Source organism: Rhizobacter sp. P2_D12, assembly GCF_056404395.1.
Genome location: NZ_JBFUEB010000076.1, coordinates 17,179 through 33,256 on the forward strand (window position 1 = coordinate 17,179; position 16,078 = coordinate 33,256).

The window sequence follows — 16,078 nt, forward strand, 5'->3', positions numbered from 1 at the left end:
ATACGACTGTTCAAACCTAGATGTCGACCCTGTCGATTGCAAGCCGGGATTCGCTTCAACTTAGGGGGAACTCGCGACGCCCTTCGGCGTCTGTCGGCTTCGACCCACCACCAGGAGACTCCCCATGGAAGTACAGCAACTTCACCGCGGCCGCCTGATCGACCACCTCCAGCTCGTCGTGTCCGACATCGCGGCCAGCAAACGCTTCTACGAGGCGGTCTCCAAGGTGCTGGAGATTCCGGTGGGCGGCAGCGCCGCCGACTACTTCTGGATCGACGAGCTGTTCGTCTCCACCGCCGACAGCCAGGCCGCCGCCGGCAAGCTCACCGGGCGCCACCACCTCGCCTTCCAGGCCCGCGACCGCGCGATGGTCGACGCCTTCTACCGCGCCGGGCTCGAGGCCGGCGGCAAGGACAACGGCAAACCAGGCGAACGCCCTTACCACCCCGGCTACTACGCCGCATTCCTGCTCGATCCGGACGGCAACAACATCGAGGCTGTCTTCCACGGCGAAGCCAGGCGCAGCGCGCCGTCGGTGGTGGTCACGTTCTAGCCCGAATATCCGTTCGTCTATGATGCACGGGTGAAACCCAAGGACGACGAGAAGCTCCGGGCCATCGCCCGCGCCACGTTCACGCTGGTCGAACAGACCGGCCTGAGCGGGCTGACCATGGCCGCGATCGCGCGCGAGGCGGGCCTGGCCACCGGCACGCTGTACGTCTACTTCAAGTCGAAGGAAGACCTGCTGGTCGCGCTGTACGAGCAGGCCAAGACCGAGACGGCCGCCAGCCTGATGCAGGGCGACGACCCCGCGGCACCGTACCGCAGCCGCTTCCAGCGCATGTGGACGAACTGGCTGGAGCACCGCCTGACGCACTATGCGCAGATGGTGTTCATGGAGCAGTACTACAACTCGCCGTGGTTCAGCGAGGTCAGCCGCAACCTGTCGACCCGGCTCTTCAAGGACTGGGTCGACCTGATCGAGGCCGCCAGGGCGCAGCAGATCCTGAAGGACGTGCCGACGCCGATGCTGATCAACAGCTTCGGCGGCTCGGTGCGCGAGACCGCCAACATGCTGCGCTCGGGCACGCTGGCGCGCACCGACACCCACCTGGCGATGGCCTTCGGGCTGTGCTGGGACGGCATCAAGGCCTGACCACTTGACCAAACCGGTGCACAGGCCTATCGTTTAACCGAATCAATGTTCACCAACCAATTCACGCCACCAAGGCCATCCCAGGGAGCACCCATGAGCACACTGAACATCAACGGCCAGAACCGCCAGGTCGACGCCGACCCCTCCACCCCCATCCTCTGGGCCCTGCGCGACACGCTGGGCATGACCGGCACCAAGTTCGGCTGCGGCGCGGCGCTGTGCGGCGCCTGCACGGTGCACCTGAACGGCCAGGCGATCCGTTCCTGCGTGACGCCGATCTCGGCCGCCGCCGGGCAGAAGATCACCACCATCGAAGCCGTCACCGGCGGCACCGACAAGGTCGGCAAGGCGGTGCACGAGGCCTGGGTCAAGCACGACGTCGCGCAGTGCGGCTACTGCCAGAGCGGGCAGATCATGTCGGCCACCGCCTTCCTGAAGAGCCTGCCGCGGGGCAAGCAGCCGACCGAGGCCGAGATCGATTCGGCGATGGCCGGCAACATCTGCCGCTGTGGCACCTACGCGCGCATCCGCGCCGCGATCACCGACGCCGCCAAGACGCTGGCCTGAAGGAGCCCACACCATGCATTTCGAACCCACCACCCTCGAGCTGCCGAAGCACCTGCAAGCCCTGATGGCAGCGCAGCCCGAAAGCCCCGTGGCCGAAGGCCTGCCGCGCCGCAGTTTCCTGAAGCTGACGGCTGCGAGCGGCTTCGCGCTCGGCGCCTTTCCGCTCGGAACGATGGCCCAGGAGGCCGCCAAGCCCTCGGCCGGCCTGAAACCGACGCAGCAGCCGTCGGCCTTCGTGCACATCGACAAGGACGGCACGACCACCGTCACGATCAACCGCCTCGATTTCGGGCAAGGCGTGCAGACCTCGCTGCCGATGATCCTGGCCGAGGAGCTGGATGCCGACTGGTCCAAGGTCAGGAGCGCGCACGGCAGCAACGACCCGGCCTACATCGACCCGGTGTTCGGCATCCACATCACCGGCGGTTCGGGCTCGATCGCGCACTCGTACACGCAGTATCGCGAGCTGGGCGCGCGCACCCGCGCGATGCTGGTGAGCGCCGCGGCGGCGCGCTGGAAGGTCGACCCGTCCAGCCTGCGCACGGCCAACGGCACGGTGATCGGCCCCGGCGGCAAGAAGCTCGGCTACGGCGCACTGGCCGACGACGCGATGAAGCTGCCGGTGCCCGAGGCCGTGACGCTGAAGGACCCGAAGAACTTCAAGCTGATCGGCAAGGCCACCGGCCGCCTGGATGCCAAGGCCAAGTCCAGCGGCCACCAGGGCTACGGCATCGACGTGCGCCTGCCCGGCATGCTGACGGCCGTGGTCGCGCACCCGCCGGTCTTCGCGGCGAAGCTGAAGTCGGTCGACGACAGCGCCGCCAAGGCGGTCAAGGGCGTCAAGGCCGTGCTGCGGATCCCGGTGGACCGCGGCGGCGAAGGCATCGCCGTGGTGGCCGACGGCTACTGGGCGGCCAAGCAGGGGCGCGATGCGCTGAAGCTCGAGTGGGATGCGAGCGGCGTCGACAAGGTCGACAGCGCCAGGCAATTGGCGCAGTACCGCGAACTCGCCACGCAGCCCGGCGCGCGCAAGTACGACGCCGACGTGAGCAAGCTCGACGGCGCCGCGCACAGGATCAACGCCGAGTTCGTGTTCCCCTACCTGGCGCATGCGCCGATGGAGCCGCTGAACTGCACGGTGCGCGCGGCCGGCGGTCAGGTCGAGCTGTGGATGGGCTCGCAGATGCCGGGCCTCGACGGCCTGGCCGCGTCGAAGGTGCTGGGCGTGCCGCCGCAGAACGTGCAGGTGCACGTGCAGATGGCCGGCGGCGGTTTCGGCCGTCGCGCGATCGCCAGCAGCGACTACGTCGTCGAGGCCTGCTCGGTCGTGAAGGCGGCGCAGGCGGCCGGCATCAACGCGCCGATCCGCACGCTGTGGAGCCGCGAGGACGACATCAAGGGCGGCTACTACCGGCCGATGCACCTGCACACCGCGAAGATCGGCTTCGATGCGCAGGGCCAGGTGCTGGCCTGGGACCACGTGATCGTCGGCCAGTCGATCCTGGGCGGCACGCCGTTCGAGCCGATGATGGTGAAGGACGGCATCGACGGCACCGCGGTCGAGGGCATGAAGGAGCCTTACGCGGTGCCGATGCGCCTGACGGTGCACCACCCGAAGCAGAACGTGCCGGTGCTGTGGTGGCGCAGCGTCGGCTCGACGCACACCGCGTTCGTGATGGAGACGCTGGTGGACGAGATCGCGCGCACGACGAAGCAGGACCCGGTGGCCTACCGCCTGAAGCTGATGGGCGAGGAGCACCCGCGCCACAAGGCAGCGCTGCAGCTGGCGGTCGACCAGTCGGGCTACGGCAAGAAGGCGCTCGCGCCCGGGCGCGCCTGGGGCGTGGCGGTGCACGAGTCGTTCAACTCGATCGTCGCCTACGTCGTCGAGGCCTCGGTGAAGGACGGCACGCCGACGCTGCACCGCGTGACGGCCGGCGTGCACTGCAACCTGGTCGTCAACCCGAAGAGCGTCGAAGCCCAGGTGCAGGGCGGCGCGCTGATGGGCCTGTCGATGTGCCTGCCCGGCGCGGCGATCACGCTGAAGGACGGCGTGGTCGAGCAGAGCAATTTCGGCGATTTCGTCGTGCCGCGCATCACCGACATGCCGCAGATCGCGGTGCACCTGGTGCCCAGCGGCGATGCGCCGACCGGCATGGGTGAACCGGGCCTGCCGCCGCTCGCGCCGGCGTTCGCGAACGCGGTGGCGTCGTTGACGGGCAAGCCGGTGCGCGAGCTGCCGTTCAAGCTGGGCTGACGCCCTCCACCGTCGCCCAGAAGCGTTCGGCCGCGCGCGGCAAGGGCGAGCGCGGCCGGAACAGCCGGATCTCGACCTCGATCGCCCAGGCCGCGCCGCCGGCCGCCACCAATCGGCCGGCGGCCAGGTCGTCGACGATCAGGCTGCGCGGCAGCCAGGCCACGCCGCGGCCGTCCAGCGCCATGGTCTTGAGCACGCTGGCCAGGTGCGCCGTCAGCGCCGATTGCGCATGGGCCTCGGCCAGGGCGTTGCCGCGCAGCGCCCGCACCAGCCGGCCGATGCCGGACTCGGCGCTGTATTCGAGCAGCGGCACCGGCTTGCCGCCGGTGTCGTCCAGCGCGTGACGCGGCCGGCCCGACGCGTCGGGTGCCGACACCGGCAACAGCGCGTCATGGCCCACCACTGCCCAGCGGTGCGAGGCCGGGTCGAGCCGGCTGGGCACCTGCTCATGGCCGTGGCACAGCAGGAACTGCACGCGGCCCTGCTGCATCAGTGCCTCGCACTGCTGCATCACGTCGGAGATCAGCTGCACCGGGCCCGGCCCCTGCGCCAGGCGCGACTCCAGCCCGCGCAGCCAGCCCGGCAGGAAGCTGAACGACAGCGCATGCGTGGACGCGATGCGCAGCGTGGCCGAGCTCGCATCGGCGACCGCGCGCGCCTGGTCGGGGATGACCGCCACGCGCGTGAGCAGCTCCTGCGCCACCGCGCGAAACCACTCCCCGGCCTCGGTGAGCGTGGCGGGCTGGGTACTGCGGTCGAACAGCACCACGCCCAGCCAGTCTTCCAGCGCCCGCACGCGGCGGCTGAAGGCCGGCTGCGTCATGTGCCGCTCCTGTGCGGCGCGCGAGAAGCTGCCGCTGGCCGCCAGGGTCAGGAAGTCGTCGAGCCAGATCAGGTTCATGGCGGTGCTCACAGGGCATGGAAGAAGACCCAAGCGGCATTGGCCAGCAACGGCCGCGGCGCGCAAGATTCACGTCGATTGTTCAACAGACAGGAGACAAGACCCATGCGCACGATCCAGAACTACCGCGGCATCATCCCCGCGATCGCATGCCCGTTCACCCGCGACCACCGCATCGACGAGCCGGCGCTGCGCAAGCATGCCGCGTGGCTGGCGACGCAGCCCGGCGTGGTGGCGGTGATGACCAATGGCCACACCGGCGAAGTGTTCTCGCTGCTGCCGCGCGAACGCGCCGAGGTGACGCGCATCGTGGCCGACGAGCTGAAGGGCCGGCTGCCGGTGATCTCGTCCATCGTCTGCGAAGGCACGCGCGATGCCGCCGAGCAGGCCGCGATGGCGCGCGAGGCGGGTGCCAAGGCGCTGGACGTGATGCCGCCGCACCACTGGCTGCGCTTCGGTTTCCGTCCCGACCACGTGACGCGCTACTTCGAGGCCATCGCCTCGGTGGGCCTCGACCTGGTGGCCCACGTCTACCCGGCATGGACGCGCGCGTCGTACTCGTCGGCCACGCTGGCGGAGCTGGCGCGCCTGCCCGCCGTCGCCGCCTTCAAGGTGGGCCAGCGCGACATGAACAAGTACGCCGCCGACATCGCCGCGATCCGYCAGGCCGATGCGAGCAAGGCCATCCTGACCTGCCATGACGAGTATCTGCTGGCCTCGATGGTGCAAGGCGTGGACGGCGCGCTGGTGGGTTTCGCGACCTTCATCCCGAGCCTCATCAACGCCCTGTGGGAGGCCGTGAAGGCCGGCGACCTGAAGCGGGCCGTCGCGGTGCAGGCCGTGATCACGCCGCTGAAGGATGCCGTCTACGGCGGCGGCGAACCGACGGGCGAGGCCCATGCGCGCATGAAGATGGGGATGTACCTGGCCGGCGTGCTGGACTCGCCGACCGTGCGCCCGCCCACCGAGGCACCCAACGATGCCGAGATGGCCGCGCTGCGCGCCGCCGTCGCCCAGGCCGGCCTGCTCAAGCGCTGAGGGGACGACATGAACCGCCAACGCTTCCTCCTTTGCGCGGCCGCCGCCGCGCTGCTCGGCCTGGGCACCGGCGCCCGCGCCGAGTCCTGGCCGGCCAGGCCGATCACGATGGTCATCCCCTTCCCGCCCGGCGGCACGCTCGACGTGGTGGGCCGGCTGCTGGCGCAGAAGCTGGGCCAGCAACTCGGCCAGACGGTGATCGTGGACAACCGTGCAGGCGGTGCCGGCACCATCGGTGCCTCGGCCGTGGCACGGGCGCCGGGCGACGGCTACACGCTGCTGTTCAGCGCGTCGACCTTCACCATCACGCCGATGACGCAGAAGACCGCCGTCTACGACGTGGTCAAGGACTTCGCGCCGGTGGCGCTGGTGGCCAAGGCGCCGCTGGCGATCGCCGTCAACAAGAACCTGCCGTTCAACGACGTCAAGGGCCTGCTGACCTATGCCCGTGCGCACCCCGGCAAGCTGACCTTCGCGATCGGCTCGACCGGCTCGGCCGGGCACCTGAGCACCGAGATGCTGCGCCGCGCCGGCCAGCTGGAATACCTGATCGTGCCGTACAAGGGCTCCGCACCGGCGTATCAAGACCTGATCGGCGGCAGCATCGACGCGTTCATCGATCCCATCCTCGGTTCGGCCTCGTTCGCGAAGGCGGGGCAACTGAAGGTGCTGGCCGTCACGTCGAAGAACCGCGTGCCCAGCCAACCCGACCTGCCGACCGTGGGCGAGACGGTGCCCGGCTACGAGTTCTACAGCTGGTACGGCCTGTGGGGCCCGGCCAGCCTGCCGAAGGAGATTGCCGTGCGGCTGAATGCCGAGGTCAACAAGGCGCTGGGTACCGACATGCGCGAGCAGCTGACCCCGCAGGGCCTGCTGCTGACGCCGGGCTCGATCGACGACTTCGCGCGCTTCCAGACGGACGACATGGCACTGTCGCTGCGCATCGTGACCGAGGGGAAGATCCGTGCCGAGTGAACGCCACGCCGTCGTGGCCGGCAGCAGCTCCGGCATCGGGCGGGCCATCGCGCAGGCCTTGCTGGAGGGCGGCTGGCGCGTCAGCGGGCTCGACCTCGGGCCGGCGGCGCTGGATCACCCGCAATTCCAGGCGCTGCGCGTCGACCTGGCCGATGGCCCGGCGACCGACGCGGCGGCGCAGCGCCTGGCCGGCGCCCAGGCTTTCGTGCATGCCGCCGGCGTGCTGCGCGTGGGCAGCCTCGGCAGCCTGGATGCAGCGGCCGGCGAACTGATGTGGCGCCTGCATGTCGATGCCGCCCAGCGCATCGGCGACCGGCTGCTGCCCGCCATGGCGGCCGCAGGACATGGCCGCGTCGTGCTGATCGGCAGCCGCGTCGCGCAAGGCAAGGCCGGCCGCAGCCAGTACGCGGCGACCAAGGCCGCGCTGTCCGGGCTGTCGCGCAGCTGGGCCGCCGAGGTGGTGGCGCATGGCGTGACCGTCAACGTGGTGTCGCCCGCGGCCACGCAGACGGCCATGACCGACGACCCCGCCCGGCAGGCCGCCGCGCCGGTGCTGCCGCCGATCGGCCGCCTCATCCGTCCCGACGAGATCGCGGCGCTGGTGGGCTTCCTGCTCTCCCCCGCGGCCGCAGCCATCACCGGCCAGGACATCCAGATCTGCGGCGGCGCCTCGCTGCCGCGCTGAACATCCCCCCAGGAACACACCATGAAGATCATCGAGATCCGCGAACAGACCAAACCCATCCAGTCCAGCATCCGCAACGCGTACATCGACTTCTCGAAGATGACGCTGAGCCTGGTGGCCGTGGTCACCGACGTGATCCGCGACGGCAAGCCGGTGATCGGCTACGGCTTCAACTCCAACGGACGCTACGGCCAGGGCGCGCTGATGCGCGAACGCTTCCTGCCGCGCATCCAGGAAGCCGACCCGGCGAGCCTGCTCGATGCCGAGCGCGACAACATCGATCCGCACAAGGTGTGGGCGACGATGATGACGAACGAGAAACCCGGCGGGCATGGCGAGCGCTCGGTGGCGGTCGGCACGATCGACATGGCGGTGTGGGATGCGGTGGCCAAGATCGAGGGCAAGCCGCTGTTCCAGCTGCTGGCCGAGCGCTACGGCAACGGCCGTGCCAACCGCAAGGTGTTCGTCTACGCCGCGGGCGGCTACTACTGGCCGGGCCAGGGCCTCGAAGGGCTGGAACGCGAGATGCGCAGCTACCTGGACCGCGGCTACTCGGTGGTGAAGAAGAAGATCGGCGGCGCGTCGCTGGCCGAGGACTGCAAGCGCATCGAGGCCGTGCTGCGCCTGCTCGGCCCGGGGCAGAAGCTGGCGGTGGATGCCAACGGCCGCTTCGACCTGCCCACCGCCGTCGCGTATGCGAAGGCGCTGTCGCAGTACGACCTGTTCTGGTACGAGGAAGCCGGCGACCCGCTCGACTATGCCTTGCAGGCCGAGCTGGCGCAGCACTACGCCGGGCCGATGGCCACCGGCGAGAACCTGTTCTCGATGCAGGATGCGCGCAACCTGATCCGCTACGGCGGCATGCGGCCCGACCGCGACTGGCTGCAGTTCGACTGCGCGCTGAGCTATGGGCTGGTCGAGTACCTGCGCACGCTGGAGATGCTGAAGGCGCACGGCTGGTCGGCATCGCGCTGCGTGCCGCACGGCGGGCACCAGATGTCGCTGGCCATCGCGGCCGGGCTGGGGCTGGGCGGCAACGAGTCGTACCCGGACCTGTTCCAGCCCTACGGCGGCTTCCCCGATGGCGTGAAGGTCGACAACGGGTACGTCACCTTGCCGGAGTTGCCGGGGATCGGGTTCGAGGGGAAGGCCGATCTGTATGCGCAGATGAAGGGGCTGGCCGGTTGAGCCGCCCAGATCAGCTCATTGCTTGTCGAACGAGCAGCGTGTCCGTGAATTGCTCGAAGGCCACGATCTTCCCGCCATGCAACTTCCAGACGTGCGCCACCCGGGCCTGCATGTCCTTTCCCGTGGCGCCATACGCCCCGTGGTAGGTCCCCACCCCGACGACCTGGTCGCCGCCGTCGATGAGGTTTTGCAGCTCGAAGCGATAGCCGATCCAATCCCGGCCGAGAGCGGCAAAGACGTTGTCGACAACCGCTTGCGGCCCGACCCATGTGCCCGCGCACGGAAAGCCCGCCATCTCCGTCCAGCACACCTGTGGCGACACATCGGCCATCATCCCGGCGATGTTTCCCTGGGTCGACGCCGCGTAGTGGGCGCGGACGATGTCGATGTTCGTCGTCATCGCCTCAACCCCACTTCATCTCGCCCTTGGCGACCTTGGCACCGATCTGCAGCGCCACGCCCATGCCGGCACTCGGATAACGCTTGGTCATGGCGGCAATGAGGGCGGCACTGTCTGCGGCCTTCGCCAACTCTTCCTCGAACGCCACGAGGTAGTCCCGCGTGTAGCGGATCGCCGTTGCGTCTGTCGCAGCGCTGGGCGCCATGTGGCCAGGAACCACCACGGCGGGCTTGCGCGCCGCCATCGCGTCAAGCGCCTTCACCCAAGCCGCGCGGGCCTCGGCGCCCTGGGTGTCGGCGGTCCACACGTGAACGCCCGAGAACAGCAGCACGCCGCCGAAGATGGCGTCGAGCGAAGGCACCCAGAGGTAGCGGCGATTGGCCAGGCCATCGGCATCGGTGATCTCGATGGCCTGGCCCTCCAGCGTGAGGGTCCGGCCGTCGAAGGCTTCGGGCATCACGATGTCCGCCAGGGCCTGCGGACCGTTTTCCTTCAGCTGAGGCCCCCAGGTCGCCAGCTTCTTTTCCACGTTGCCCCGGATGGCCGCGATCGTGGCCGGCGCAGCGATCACCTTGGCCGCGGGGAACGCCGCCTTGATGGGCGCGAGGCTGAAGTAGTAGTCGGGATCGCTCTGGCTGATGTAGATGGTCGTGAGCTTCTTGCCGCTGGCCTTGATGGCCTCGGCGAGCGCCTTGCCGTCGGCCAGCGTGAAGCCGCCATCGAGCAGGACGGCCTCGCGCGCGCCGGAGATCAGCACCGGGGCGCGGAAGAAGCCGTTCTCGCCCGCGGGGAAATGCTTCCAGGTCAGTTGGGGATTTGCAGCCATAGCGTTCTTCACTCCAAGGATGGCCGTCGCGACACCCGCGGCGGCTACGGTTTTGATGGCGTCTCTTCGGTTTGTCATGGGGGTCGTGCCTTCTTCAAAGTTGACGGGACAGGGGTGGCCGGGACGGGGCCGACGGGAGGCTCAGGCTGCTTCCAGCTGTTCGAGCAATGCACGCGGGTTGGAATACGCAGCAGCGTGGTCCAGCACCCAGCGCTTCGGGCCGGATTCGACGATCAAGGTCGGCACGCCCCGGGCACCGAACTCGCGCATCAACGCCTGGGCATGGCCGACACGGGCCCGGTTGCTGCCGAGCAGATCCGCATCGGGGTGCGCCACCCTCGCGGCGGCCTCTTCGAGACCGAGCGCCTCCAGCACATCGGCCAACGCCGCCGACGAAATGACGTCGCGGCCATCCACGTAGCGCGCTTGCTGGATCGCCTTGAGCGCTTCGAGTTCTCTGGCGGGAGCGGTCAGCGACACGGCGCTCAGCGCGAGCGTGGCAGGACCGCTGTCGAACGGCTGCTGGCGGTTGCCGAGAATCCGCTCGCGGTACCGCTCGGTGAAGGGTTGCCCCGTCAGGGCTTCGATGCGCTGGTCGTTGGACCAGGCATAGGCGGCGAATGCATCGTCCATCGGCCTCGCGCCCGCGCCGGAAAACAGGCCCGTCGGCCGCAGCTTGAGGCTGACCCCGGGAATCTCCAGCAAACCGGAGACAGCGGGCGCCGCGCCATAGCACCAGCCACACAGCGGGTCGAACAGGTAGTGAACGGTCTTGTCCATGGAGCAGCCCCTCGTTTGATGAAGCGATGGTAGGCAGCCTCGATTGACTTTTAAATACATACACGCTAAACACAATGTATGCTGAAAACATACAGTAATGCCGAACCCGGCTTGGGAGGGTTGGGCAACCTGAGGCGCCTGACCTACTTCGTATCGGTGGTGGAGACGGGTTCGTTCACCGCGGCAGCAGAGCGCCTGGGCATCACCAAGGCTGTGGTGAGCCAACAGGTCGCGCGGCTGGAGAGCGAGTTCCGCACCTCGCTGCTGGTGCGMACGACACGCAAGGTGCAGCCCACCGAAGCCGGGCAAGCGTTCTACCTGCGCTGCGCCATGATCCTGCGCGAGGCCGAGGAGGCCTTCGACGAACTGGCCGAGGGATCGACGGAGCCGTCCGGCACGCTGCGGCTGACTGTTCCCTTCGACTACGGCGTCGGGGTCGTCGTACCGGTCATCGCGGCCTTCATGCAACGCCATCCCGCGTGCAAGGTCGACGCCATCCTGAGCGACCAGACTCTGAACATCATGAGCGGCAACATCGAGCTGGCGATTCGGGTGGGCTGGCTGGCGGAGACCGGCTTGCAGGCGCGCAAGATCGGCAGCTTCAGGCAATTGCTGGTCGCGTCAGCGACCATGGCACCGCAGGTGGCGGGACTCACCCGCCCGCAAGACATTGCCAGGCTGCCGTTCGTCGCCAACACCGCGTTGCGTGAGCACCTCAGGTGGAGCTTCTCGCTCAACGAGACCGAGCGCGAGGAGGTGACGGTGCAAGCCTCCGTGTTCCTGGACGCCACGCTCGCCGTGCGCGCAGCCGTGTGCCAGGGCATGGGGTTGTCCGTGCTCCCGGACTATGCGGTCGAAGACGATCTCGTCACGGGACGCCTCATCCAGGTCCTGCCGCAATGGCGCCTGCCCGCCGGCGGCATCCATGCGGTGTTTCCGGCGGCGCGTTTTCGTCCCGCGAAGGTTCGAGCCTTCGTGGACCTGCTGGCAGAACGAGAGCAGCAACGGCGGGCCCTCCACGGGACCGATCCGCAGGTGAATCGCACCGAGTTCCGAGGAGGCTCCTTCGATTGAGAGAATGGAGCAATGAGGAAGTCCACGAAGTTTTCACCKGAGGTGATCGAGCGCGCAGTGCGCATGGTTCTGGAGTCGCAGGACCAAGACGAGTCGCAGTGGGCGGCGATCGAGTCGATCTCGGCCAAGATCGGCAGCACGGCGGAGACGCTGCGGCGCTGGGTGCGGCAGGCTGAGCGCGACGAGGGGCWGCGCCCTGGGCCGACGACGAGCGAACAGCAACGCATCTAGGAGCTCGACCGCCATCACAAGAAGTGAGAGCGTTYATCGACGCGCGGCGTGGGCACCTCGGGGTCGAGCCGATCTGCAAGACGTTGCAGGTTGTCCCATCGGGCTACTGGCGCCACGCGGCGCGGGTGCGCAACCCGGCGCTCGTGCCGCAGCGAGCCAGGCGCGATGCTGTCCTGGTTGATCACGTCCAGCGGGTGCACCGCACCCACGTGGAGGTCTATGGCGCTCGCAAGGTCTGGCGGCAACTGCACCGCGRSGGCGTGGCGGTGGCGCGTTGCACGGTCGAGCGGCTGATGCGGATGCAGGGCCTGCAGGGCGCGCGACGCGGCAAGGCGGTGCGGACCACGACGCCGGACGCGAAGGCCTCGTKCCCGCTGGATCGGGTGCATCGGCAGTTCCACGCCGAGCGGCCGAACCAGCTGTGGGGCAGCGACTTCACCTACGTTTCGACCTGGCAGGGCATGGTCTRCGTGGCCTTCGTGATCGACGTCTACGCGCGATTCATCGTGGGCTGGCGGGTCAGCAGCTCGATGCGAACCGACTTCGTGCTCGACGCGCTGGARCAGGCGCTGTATGCACGCAAGCCAGCGCGACGGGGCGCTGATCCATCACTCCGATCGCGGCTCGCAATACGTCAGCATCCGCTACTCCGAGCGACTGGCCGAGGCCGGCATCGAGCCGTCCGTGGGCTCCAAGGGYGACARCTACGACAACGCGCTGGCAGAGACGATCAACGGGCYGTACAAGACCGAGCTGATCCATCGCCGAGCGCCATGGAGGTCCAAGGAGTSCGTCGAACTGGCCACGCTCGAATGGGTCTCCTGGTTCAACCACCACCGGCTGTTGGCGCCGAWCGGCYACATCCCGCCGGTCGAAGCCGAGGCAAACTACCACCGGCAACTCGCCAACCGTCAGGCCATCTCGGCCTGACTCACACCAACCGGCCTCCACGAAAGCCGGTGCGATTCACACTGTACAAGTCAGGCGCAATCACCATGCAACGGACTCGCACCGTTTCTCCTGACCGAAAAGTACGCGTCTCATCGATCCACATTCCCACCGTATTCAGTCCTTCAACCCCATCCATCTGCATCGGCACTCGACGGTGCAGACTCTCGTCGAACATGAACCACTGCCGACGATCAGAGGCATGTTCGCGGAAATGGAACGTCAGGTCGGCAGTGAACTGCGGCGTCGGCACAAAGTTGAAGCCCAGCGGACGGTTGAGCATCATTCTTTGACCACCTGTACATCAGGGCCGACGGCCTGAAGGAGTTGGAGCTCGCTCGTGTCGAACGAAGGGCTGCAAACCACGAGAGACCGAAGTCCGGCGATCGCGGCAATCTTCCTGAGAGCGCCGACAGACACACGAGAGCAGTCAAGCGCAATCTGCTGAACACCCGTCAACTCAGTGAGAGCGATTGCGTCGCTGTCGGCGATGGCAACGTCCATGCACGAAACGGCGAACACTTCGGCGTCCCAGACGTATTCGCCGCCAAGCTCCTCGACGCGAGCCAAGATTGCCTCGTTCCTTTCGGCTTCGATGGGGGGGATGTGGCTGTTCATGATGAACGATGTTTGACATGAGCGACAGACGCAGGGGGGCGAAGCCCGCCTGTGGCTGCCCGCTCGAGGGAGGGGTTAGGCACCCGCGGCGCGAGAGAGCTAGGCATGCGAGTGAACAAGTTCGACTGACTTGGCCTGCGCATCTGCGACCGCAAGGAACGCTGGGTGATCATGCATTTGCTCGCGGACGAGAGTGGCAGCTCGCGCACCTTCGAACCAGACATTGCCGGTGCCCAAGCCTTCGAGTGACAGCGACGGAGCGAACCGAAACGTGAGGCTCAACTGACTGATTGCATCGTCGTCCTGCAGACTAGCCTCGATGAACTGACGAGTGATGTTCAGTTCGAAGTGGCTGCCGGCGCCCCAGTCATAGGTTCCCCACTGGTACAGCAGCATGTCGCCGTCTCGGCCGCCGCAACCCTCTGCCTCGCAGGACTCAAAGAACAAAAGCATCTGGCCTATGCCCGCCCTTGGGGTCGCCGATTCGAACGCCACGCCAGTCGCAGCAGCGAAAGCTTCGAGTGCTGAACGTGATTCGCCGGGTGTCATGGGTGCCTAACGTTTGAGATGAGAGGCAGAACCCGGCTTGCCGGGGCATGCTCTCTCGATTGAAGGATTAGGCGTCATTTGAGCCTGCTCAACTTACTCAAGAAATGACGACCAGAAGGCAATGCGTTTGGGGTCTCCATTCCGCTCGTACCCCTTCAGGCCAAAGTAGTAGCTGTATTCGTTCTTGAAGTAGTCCTCCAGGTTGAGCCCGTAGCAGATGATGTCTGATTGGTGTACCGACAGGACGGGGTTTCCTTCCTCTGAGGGAGAAGAAGGCATGTATCTGTGGCCTTGGACAGGAATCAATGTTGGCGCTGCTCGGACCAGTCGTCTCAGTTGTTCGAAGGCGGCCGCATCGTTGGCAGGGCGCGGCCCCCAGAATGGTTGCCACAGTGAGTTCTGCTGTGCATCGAACCACAACCCTTCCAAGGGACGACTGAGTGCACCGACCAGGTAAGGACTATCAAGCTCTCGCCAGTTTGGGAATCTTTCCCCCGTTGGCAACGCAAAGGACAGGAGCATCCGCAGGTCTGGCGGGAATGTGAACTGAAAGCGTGCTTCAGCGGCGCTGAACTCTTGCGGTGTGAGCCCTGGAGCGAAGGCAACTCCTGCATTCTTCAGGACGGCCTTGATCTGTTCAAGTTGCACGAGGATGACGCCTAACGTTTGACATGAGCGACGGCTGGAAGTGTGCGAAGCACGCTGGACGATGCCCGCTCCATGGAAGGGTCAGGCCACGCTCGGGCCAAGGCTACGCTTCTTGCCATTTTCTTCCGCGTACTCGATCAGGACTGAGGCATCTTCAATTCCTGCCCCGTACGCGTGGAGCTTGGAGGCCTGGAGATCGCGAGTCTCTGAGGCAATGACTGCAATGGAACAGACAGCGCATTCTTCCCATACAGTGCCGCTCAGATCGCATCGCTCGAACGTAGAGCACTTGAGGTTGCATCCAAGAAACTTCACTCGCTTTAGATTCACGTGTGAGAAGTTCGCCGAATGAAACCAACATTCGGAGAACTCCGCATCTTGAAGATCGACGTTTTCCAGAGAGAAGCCCTCGTGCTCGCTGATGACTTCGGTGCTCTTGAACACGCGCTGTCCATTCGCATAGGCGTTAAGTAGTTGCGCAACGGTGATTTCGTTCTCTATGAGCATGACTCTGGGGTGTCGCTTGGCGAGGCCTGGCGTTTGACTCAAGCGAACCGCCGAAGGCGGGCGCGCTTGAAGGAAGGGATAGGCCTCTGGTTCATTGTGTGCCCGGCATTGGCGGCCCTAGCCTCGGCGTGGAGTCTTGGCCTGTTTCGACGGCATCCAGAATGAACTGAAGCGTAAGTTCAAGTCCGTCCTGATTGCACAAGTATTCTCCAATGCTGCCGAAGCTGGAGTACCTGGAGCGGTTGAAGCCGTCTTCTATGTCGTTGTACCAAACAACCGTTCCTCCAATGATCGCAACAGCCCAAAAGCCATTTCCTTCCTTTCCGAATGATGCTTCCGACCACTTCGCAGGTTCAATTCGGATGACCTCCCATAGCCTTGCCTGCGGGATATCCATTCGACTCTCCGCTGCGTTGATTAGATCCCGCAGAGCCGCCTCGGAGATCGGTTCCCAGTTCATAGATGTGATTTCTGAGGCCTAAGGAAACTCTGCAAAACCGGCCTGAGGCTTGCATAGACGAAGGGCATGATCGCCAAGCGAGTTGAGCCGATGAAGCAACTGGGACTGGGACTGAATCTGTCGACCAAGAAGACGCGCAAGCGGGAGTTCCTGGAGGAGATGGAGCGAGTGGTGCCGTGGGCTGCGCTGGTGCAGATTGTGCAGCCGCACTACCCGAAGGCGAAGACGGGACGGCCACCGTTCGGCATCGAGACGATGCTGCGCATCCAC

20 protein-coding genes, 1 pseudogene and 1 other annotated feature are annotated in these 16,078 nt (G+C 66.4%); of the genes and pseudogenes, 11 read left to right on the plus strand and 10 right to left on the minus strand.

Annotated elements, in window-relative coordinates; translation table 11 throughout:
* The first annotated feature begins 124 nt into the window (after window positions 1–124).
* From AC1DYN_RS22665 to AC1DYN_RS22680, 4 genes are all read left to right on the plus strand, one after another.
* Window positions 125–553 (plus strand): VOC family protein, encoded by a 429-nt coding sequence (locus tag AC1DYN_RS22665; RefSeq protein ID WP_477963374.1) that lies wholly within the window; start codon window positions 125–127, stop codon window positions 551–553.
* 30 nt (window positions 554–583) lie between these two features.
* Window positions 584–1,156: a TetR/AcrR family transcriptional regulator gene (locus AC1DYN_RS22670; protein WP_477963375.1), complete on the plus strand. Its 573-nt coding sequence runs from the start codon at window positions 584–586 to the stop codon at window positions 1,154–1,156.
* A gap of 93 nt (window positions 1,157–1,249) precedes the next feature.
* Window positions 1,250–1,723 carry a (2Fe-2S)-binding protein gene (locus tag AC1DYN_RS22675; protein ID WP_477963376.1) on the plus strand — a complete coding sequence of 158 codons (474 nt, stop codon included), beginning with the start codon at window positions 1,250–1,252 and terminating at the stop codon, window positions 1,721–1,723.
* 13 nt (window positions 1,724–1,736) lie between these two features.
* Window positions 1,737–3,980 (plus strand): xanthine dehydrogenase family protein molybdopterin-binding subunit, encoded by a 2,244-nt coding sequence (locus tag AC1DYN_RS22680; RefSeq protein WP_477963377.1) that lies wholly within the window; start codon window positions 1,737–1,739, stop codon window positions 3,978–3,980.
* Here AC1DYN_RS22680 and AC1DYN_RS22685 read toward each other — a convergent pair.
* Window positions 3,967–4,881, minus strand: a complete 915-nt coding sequence (locus AC1DYN_RS22685) for a LysR family transcriptional regulator (protein WP_477963378.1) — start codon at window positions 4,879–4,881, stop codon at window positions 3,967–3,969. The two genes, AC1DYN_RS22680 and AC1DYN_RS22685, sit on opposite strands and share 14 nt — an antisense overlap.
* A gap of 105 nt (window positions 4,882–4,986) precedes the next feature.
* Here AC1DYN_RS22685 and AC1DYN_RS22690 point away from each other — a divergent pair, with 105 nt between their 5' ends.
* From AC1DYN_RS22690 to AC1DYN_RS22705, 4 genes are read left to right on the plus strand one after another with little or no spacing between them, the layout of a single operon-like run.
* A complete protein-coding gene (locus AC1DYN_RS22690; protein ID WP_477963379.1) occupies window positions 4,987–5,919 on the plus strand; it encodes a dihydrodipicolinate synthase family protein in 933 nt (310 codons plus the stop codon).
* 9 nt (window positions 5,920–5,928) lie between these two features.
* Complete coding sequence (locus tag AC1DYN_RS22695; protein ID WP_477963380.1) at window positions 5,929–6,894, plus strand: Bug family tripartite tricarboxylate transporter substrate binding protein; 966 nt, start codon at window positions 5,929–5,931, stop codon at window positions 6,892–6,894.
* On the plus strand, window positions 6,884–7,579 hold the full coding sequence (locus AC1DYN_RS22700; protein WP_477963381.1) for an SDR family NAD(P)-dependent oxidoreductase: 696 nt from the start codon (window positions 6,884–6,886) through the stop codon (window positions 7,577–7,579). The genes AC1DYN_RS22695 and AC1DYN_RS22700 overlap by 11 nt, the downstream gene beginning before the upstream one ends.
* Before the next feature lie 21 nt (window positions 7,580–7,600).
* On the plus strand, window positions 7,601–8,767 hold the full coding sequence (locus AC1DYN_RS22705) for a mandelate racemase/muconate lactonizing enzyme family protein (protein ID WP_477963382.1): 1,167 nt from the start codon (window positions 7,601–7,603) through the stop codon (window positions 8,765–8,767).
* A gap of 10 nt (window positions 8,768–8,777) precedes the next feature.
* Here AC1DYN_RS22705 and AC1DYN_RS22710 read toward each other — a convergent pair whose 3' ends face one another.
* From AC1DYN_RS22710 to AC1DYN_RS22720, 3 genes are all read right to left on the minus strand, one after another.
* Window positions 8,778–9,167: a nuclear transport factor 2 family protein gene (locus tag AC1DYN_RS22710; RefSeq protein WP_477963383.1), complete on the minus strand. Its 390-nt coding sequence runs from the start codon at window positions 9,165–9,167 to the stop codon at window positions 8,778–8,780.
* Window positions 9,168–9,171: 4 nt separating this feature from the next.
* The gene (locus tag AC1DYN_RS22715) at window positions 9,172–10,071 is read right to left on the minus strand and encodes an MBL fold metallo-hydrolase (RefSeq protein ID WP_477963384.1); all 900 of its coding nucleotides are present in this window, start codon (window positions 10,069–10,071) and stop codon (window positions 9,172–9,174) included.
* A gap of 63 nt (window positions 10,072–10,134) precedes the next feature.
* Window positions 10,135–10,773 carry a DsbA family protein gene (locus AC1DYN_RS22720; RefSeq protein ID WP_477963385.1) on the minus strand — a complete coding sequence of 213 codons (639 nt, stop codon included), beginning with the start codon at window positions 10,771–10,773 and terminating at the stop codon, window positions 10,135–10,137.
* A gap of 78 nt (window positions 10,774–10,851) precedes the next feature.
* Here AC1DYN_RS22720 and AC1DYN_RS22725 point away from each other — a divergent pair, with 78 nt between their 5' ends.
* Both AC1DYN_RS22725 and AC1DYN_RS22730 read left to right on the plus strand, forming a co-directional pair.
* Window positions 10,852–11,847 (plus strand): LysR family transcriptional regulator, encoded by a 996-nt coding sequence (locus AC1DYN_RS22725; RefSeq protein WP_477963386.1) that lies wholly within the window; start codon window positions 10,852–10,854, stop codon window positions 11,845–11,847.
* Between the two features lie 12 nt (window positions 11,848–11,859).
* A pseudogene (locus AC1DYN_RS22730) lies at window positions 11,860–13,008 on the plus strand (IS3 family transposase).
* Window positions 12,070–12,176 (plus strand) — a sequence feature (AL1L pseudoknot). (Overlaps the previous pseudogene by 107 nt.)
* 1 nt (window position 13,009) lies before the next feature.
* Here the strand turns inward: AC1DYN_RS22730 and AC1DYN_RS22735 are convergent.
* From AC1DYN_RS22735 to AC1DYN_RS22760, 6 genes are all read right to left on the minus strand, one after another.
* Entirely contained in the window at window positions 13,010–13,312 is a 303-nt protein-coding gene (locus AC1DYN_RS22735; protein WP_477963387.1) for a hypothetical protein, read from the minus strand.
* Window positions 13,309–13,644 (minus strand): hypothetical protein, encoded by a 336-nt coding sequence (locus AC1DYN_RS22740; RefSeq protein WP_477963388.1) that lies wholly within the window; start codon window positions 13,642–13,644, stop codon window positions 13,309–13,311. The genes AC1DYN_RS22735 and AC1DYN_RS22740 overlap by 4 nt, the downstream gene beginning before the upstream one ends.
* A 99-nt stretch (window positions 13,645–13,743) precedes the next feature.
* Window positions 13,744–14,040 (minus strand): hypothetical protein, encoded by a 297-nt coding sequence (locus AC1DYN_RS22745; protein WP_477963389.1) that lies wholly within the window; start codon window positions 14,038–14,040, stop codon window positions 13,744–13,746.
* A gap of 246 nt (window positions 14,041–14,286) precedes the next feature.
* A complete protein-coding gene (locus tag AC1DYN_RS22750) occupies window positions 14,287–14,841 on the minus strand; it encodes an SMI1/KNR4 family protein (RefSeq protein ID WP_477963390.1) in 555 nt (184 codons plus the stop codon).
* 81 nt (window positions 14,842–14,922) lie between these two features.
* Window positions 14,923–15,348, minus strand: coding sequence for a pentapeptide repeat-containing protein (locus AC1DYN_RS22755; protein ID WP_477963391.1), 426 nt, complete (start codon window positions 15,346–15,348; stop codon window positions 14,923–14,925).
* Between the two features lie 91 nt (window positions 15,349–15,439).
* Complete coding sequence (locus AC1DYN_RS22760; RefSeq protein WP_477963392.1) at window positions 15,440–15,745, minus strand: hypothetical protein; 306 nt, start codon at window positions 15,743–15,745, stop codon at window positions 15,440–15,442.
* Between the two features lie 153 nt (window positions 15,746–15,898).
* On the opposite strand from AC1DYN_RS22760, the gene AC1DYN_RS22765 reads away from it, so the two are divergent.
* On the plus strand, window positions 15,899–16,078 hold a 180-nt coding region (locus AC1DYN_RS22765; protein WP_477963393.1), incomplete at its 3' end, for a transposase.

Bases quoted from the DNA above. Each gene is read 5' to 3' on its own strand.
- AC1DYN_RS22665 (WP_477963374.1), top strand. From the start codon at position 125: ATGGAAGTACAGCAACTTCACCGCGGCCGCCTGATCGACCACCTCCAG.
- AC1DYN_RS22675 (WP_477963376.1), top strand. From the start codon at position 1,250: ATGAGCACACTGAACATCAACGGCCAGAACCGCCAGGTCGACGCCGAC.
- AC1DYN_RS22680 (WP_477963377.1), top strand. From the start codon at position 1,737: ATGCATTTCGAACCCACCACCCTCGAGCTGCCGAAGCACCTGCAAGCC.
- AC1DYN_RS22685 (WP_477963378.1), bottom strand. From the start codon at position 4,881: ATGAACCTGATCTGGCTCGACGACTTCCTGACCCTGGCGGCCAGCGGC.
- AC1DYN_RS22695 (WP_477963380.1), top strand. From the start codon at position 5,929: ATGAACCGCCAACGCTTCCTCCTTTGCGCGGCCGCCGCCGCGCTGCTC.
- AC1DYN_RS22705 (WP_477963382.1), top strand. From the start codon at position 7,601: ATGAAGATCATCGAGATCCGCGAACAGACCAAACCCATCCAGTCCAGC.
- AC1DYN_RS22710 (WP_477963383.1), bottom strand. From the start codon at position 9,167: ATGACGACGAACATCGACATCGTCCGCGCCCACTACGCGGCGTCGACC.
- AC1DYN_RS22715 (WP_477963384.1), bottom strand. From the start codon at position 10,071: ATGACAAACCGAAGAGACGCCATCAAAACCGTAGCCGCCGCGGGTGTC.
- AC1DYN_RS22720 (WP_477963385.1), bottom strand. From the start codon at position 10,773: ATGGACAAGACCGTTCACTACCTGTTCGACCCGCTGTGTGGCTGGTGC.
- AC1DYN_RS22735 (WP_477963387.1), bottom strand. From the start codon at position 13,312: ATGATGCTCAACCGTCCGCTGGGCTTCAACTTTGTGCCGACGCCGCAG.
- AC1DYN_RS22740 (WP_477963388.1), bottom strand. From the start codon at position 13,644: ATGAACAGCCACATCCCCCCCATCGAAGCCGAAAGGAACGAGGCAATC.
- AC1DYN_RS22745 (WP_477963389.1), bottom strand. From the start codon at position 14,040: ATGCTGCTGTACCAGTGGGGAACCTATGACTGGGGCGCCGGCAGCCAC.
- AC1DYN_RS22755 (WP_477963391.1), bottom strand. From the start codon at position 15,348: ATGCTCATAGAGAACGAAATCACCGTTGCGCAACTACTTAACGCCTAT.
- AC1DYN_RS22760 (WP_477963392.1), bottom strand. From the start codon at position 15,745: ATGGATATCCCGCAGGCAAGGCTATGGGAGGTCATCCGAATTGAACCT.